Here is a 1,512-nt window from a genome sequence, read left to right on the forward strand (position 1 = left end):
CCGGAGATCACCGTCGTCATCTCCAACACCACCGACGCCGGCATCGCCTATGTGCCGACGGTCAAGTATACGGATGCGCCGCAGGCCTCCTTCCCGGCCAAGATGACGCGCCTGCTGCACGAGCGCTGGAAGGCGTTCGGCGGCAAGCTTGATGCCGGCTGGCAGATGATCGCCTGCGAACTGATCGACCACAACGGCGACGAGCTCCGCCGCATCGTGCTGCGGCATGCCGAGGAATGGAGCCTCGAGCCCGCCTTCATCGCCTGGGTGAAGGAGGCCAACGCCTTCTACAACACGCTGGTCGACCGCATCGTGCCGGGTTATCCGAAGGCCGACGCCGAGGCGATCGAGCGGGAGCTCGGCTATACCGACCGGTTCATGACCACCGGCGAGCTGTTCCACTTCTTCGTCATCGAGCAGAAGCCCGGCCAGCCGGAGCTGCGCCTGCCGCTGGCCCAGCACGATCCCGATACCGTCGTCGTTCCCGACGCCACGCCCTACAAGGCGCGCAAGGTGGCGATCCTCAATGGCGCTCATACCGCGCTCTGCGCCCTCAGCCTGATCTCCGGCGTCGAGACGGTGGGCGAGGCGGTCACCACCAAGGTGGGTGCGAAGTTCCTCGACCGGTTACCGTCTCCTCGCCTACATGGATCGAAACGGCAAGCCGGCGCCGTTGATGACGCTGGCGCTCGCCGCCTGGCTGGTGTTCTACCTCGGCCGCTTCAAGGGTTCGGAGGCCTATCCGCCGCGCGACGGTGCCGACATCCTCGCCAAGGTGAAGGCGATCGGCGCGCTCGACGACGGCACGGACAAGGGCCGCGAGACGATGATCGCCGCCTATCTCAGCGAGGCCGCCTTCTGGGGCAAGTCGATCGACACGCCGGCGCTCAGGAGCGCCGTCCTCGCCGACTTCGCCGCGCTGACCGCCGAGCCGATGAGCATCGAGCGTCTTGGCCAGTTGATCGACGCCCGCTGAGCGGGCCTATCTGACGGGGCGATGCCCTGTCCCCATATGTCAAAGACCGGCGCTTTCGTGGCGCCGGTCCCTTCGCCTCAAGTCCCAAGGATGAGAGCCATGCCGCGCGTTCTCAAGATCCACCCCGATGACAGCGTCGCCGTCGCCCTCGAGCCGCTCGCCAAGGGCACCGTGATCGACGCCTTCGGTCTCACGCTCGGCGACGACGTGCCGCAGGCGCACAAGTTCGCCCTGAAGGACATCGCTGCCGGTGACAAGGTGATCAAATACGGCGCGGTGATCGGCATCGCCCGCGAGGCGATCGCCCGAGGGGCGCATGTCCACGTCCATAATCTCAAGACCGCGCTCGGCGACATCCTCGACTACAGCTACGCCGGCAACGTCGCGGCCCGTCCGCAGAACGGCGGCCCTATCCCGACGATCGCCGCCTATGAGCGGGTGAATGGCGACATCGGCATTCGCAACGACCTCTTCATCGTGCCGCTGGTCGGCTGCATCAACGGCCTCGCCGACAACATCGCCAAGGCGGTGGAGAA

2 protein-coding genes and 1 pseudogene are annotated in these 1,512 nt (G+C 66.5%); all 3 read left to right on the top strand.

The genetic code is table 11. From position 1 onward, the window contains the following. Positions 1-102: 102 nt before the first annotated feature. A pseudogene (locus M4J40_RS22620) lies at positions 103-366 on the top strand (altronate oxidoreductase); the annotation flags it as partial. Between the two features lie 241 nt (positions 367-607). Beyond that, complete coding sequence (locus tag M4J40_RS13435; protein ID WP_251754647.1) at positions 608-976, top strand: hypothetical protein; 369 nt, start codon at positions 608-610, stop codon at positions 974-976. Between the two features lie 99 nt (positions 977-1,075). Further along, a partial coding sequence (locus M4J40_RS13440; protein WP_251754648.1) for a UxaA family hydrolase occupies positions 1,076-1,512 on the top strand: 437 nt, incomplete at its 3' end.

The organism is Pleomorphomonas sp. JP5, from assembly GCF_023721815.1.
GTDB lineage: Bacteria > Pseudomonadota > Alphaproteobacteria > Rhizobiales > Pleomorphomonadaceae > Pleomorphomonas.